Annotated in this window: 1 protein-coding gene; it reads right to left on the bottom strand. The window is 33.9% G+C overall.

Annotated features, from left to right (window positions below; genetic code table 11):
* Nucleotides 1-57: 57 nt before the first annotated feature.
* Nucleotides 58-2,004, bottom strand: a complete 1,947-nt coding sequence (locus AC1DJR_RS26590; protein ID WP_477003920.1) for a bifunctional metallophosphatase/5'-nucleotidase — start codon at nt 2,002-2,004, stop codon at nt 58-60.
* Between the last annotated feature and the right edge of the window lie 383 nt (nt 2,005-2,387).

Genomic DNA, 2,387 nt, shown 5'->3' with positions numbered 1-2,387 from the left:
GGATAATGGTATGTCCAAGTTTAATAGTTTTTTGCACGAGAGCCATCTTTTTTATATTTATTTAATTATCCTACTAAGTTTTTTGTAAAATTCACCTTTTCTTTTTACATGATTAAACTGATTTGGATTAATATTAGCTTTTTGTGAGAGTGCTACAATCTCTTCTTTTGTAATTGAATCTTTAGTATTTATAGATGCTATATTTGWATATTTTCCATCTTCTGTTTTTGGGATTTCTAAAATCCCTTTATTTAYAAGATCAACTACAGCCTTATGCTCTGAAGAATGTGTATCTACACCAGTAATTTTCCAATTATGCATAACTTTTGGCGTGTATACACCGTTCTTTACCTCTTTTAAATATGTAATAGCAAGGTTACGAATGGTTCCACCTGTTTCTCCGAATGCATTCTCTTGTTTAGATGACCAAGTTTGTTCAAATTTACGTCCCTCTAAAGCTCCCCCTTTTGCCTGAAGAGCCTCCATTCTATACGCATTCATTCCTAGCGTCATAACATCGCTCATTTTAATTGGTTTATTTGTACGAGTAGAGCGTAAATTTGTAATTCTACTACCATATGGTTTTGTTAAGTCAATTTCGTATTTTACACCTCCAAAGAAATCGTTCGTACTGTATTTAGACGCACGACGGTTTTTATCAAAGCTAACTGTTACATCTCCGGCACGAGATGAGTTAAAATATCCTGCTGCCCATTCCATATAGTCTTTTAAATCTTTTCCAGTTATCTTATATACTGTAATTTCTCCCAAAGCATATTGATAATTATAAGCAATATCTTTCTTCTTTATAGGACCTATATCCAARCGGGCATAATCATTATCAATTTGATGGGCTACTACATCCGCCTTACTGTAATGGAGCATGACTTCATGAAAGAAATCTGATAAAGGTGTCTCTTGAATCTGCACACTTGGAATACCCTTTATTTCACTTTCAGGAACAAGGTTTCTACCCTTTAATTGGGCGACTACAACATTTGCATCTYCTCTCRCATACTCATGAAAAGGTGTTAGTGTTTCTTCAAGTGTAGAATCAGATAATACTGTAGTTCCATCAGCATTTTTTACAGGTATAGCGGTAGCTGTTTTATCTTTTAAAACAAGCTTCCCATCTTGCTTTGTAAAAGTAAGGTCAATACGTGAAATATGCGTTCCGTATTTATCTGGTTCTGTAATAATTACGCCATTTACAACTTCTTTTTTTACAAGTTTATGCATATGAGCCGCAAAAATAGCGCTTAGTTCCGGACAAGCATTCGCAATATCTTGAACACCAGTACCTGGGATTCCATTCTCATTTTCTAGTCCCATATGCATAACCCCTACCATTACATCTACTTTATCTTCTAATTCTTTAATAGCCTTTTTTGTCTCTTCTACTGGATTTTTCACTACTAAACCATCCAAATGATCTGTCCCTTTTTCAAAATCACTAATCATTGGTGTATTCATACCAATAATCCCGACTTTAATTCCACCTTTTTCAACAATCGTATATGCAGGAAGAAAACGCTCTCCATTTTCCTTATAAATATTTCCTGCTAACGTCTTTCCCTTGTATTGCTCACTAACTTTTTTCAATGTATCTAATCCAAAGTTGAATTCATGATTTCCAAATGCCCAGGCGTCATATCCCATTGTATTCATTGCTACCATCATTGGCGATTGTGGCTTATCGTTGAATAATTCTACTGAGTTTCCTTGAATTGTATCCCCGGCATCTACTAATATGGTATTTGGATTTTCTTGACGTACCTTCTTTATAACCGTATAAAGCTGCGTCAAACTTCCACTCATATTTGCTCCATCAAGCGCATAATCCCAAGGCATAAATCTACCATGAATATCTGCAGTACCTAACAATGTAATATTAACATTAGATTCCTCAGCCTTAGAAATAGCTGGTTTGACTGTTACTGCTGTTACAAGAAGCATAAGAATAATAAAATTGCATACATAGTTCTTCCATTTCATTTTTTGCATAATAACAATATTTCTCCCCTTTTTGTACTGTCATAAAGTTGCTTGAACTTTAAAAATATAACTTGTTATTCAGAAAACTTCAACTACAAAAATAAAGAGAATAAAATGCATATATCCCTTAATAGAATTGTATTTTATCGTTTTCTGACAAAATACTTATTCCTCAAACGCGTGAAAGGTGCTTACCCAATGGTAGGTGTAAGAGTACTTTCAAAAATTTGGACATATAGCTCATTTCCGAAAATCATTATAACTTAAAGATATAGTGTGTAATGCTGATTACATTTTCGGATTTCATTGCCAATTTATTTCCTTCTAAATGAAAATGCTGAGATCACTTCCAAAAATAATAACCCCGCTCTTCATTTAAGACGGGGTTACAC

This window comes from Bacillus sp. 05T31 (assembly GCF_056396725.1).
This window is presented reverse-complemented; position numbering and strand designations above follow the sequence as displayed.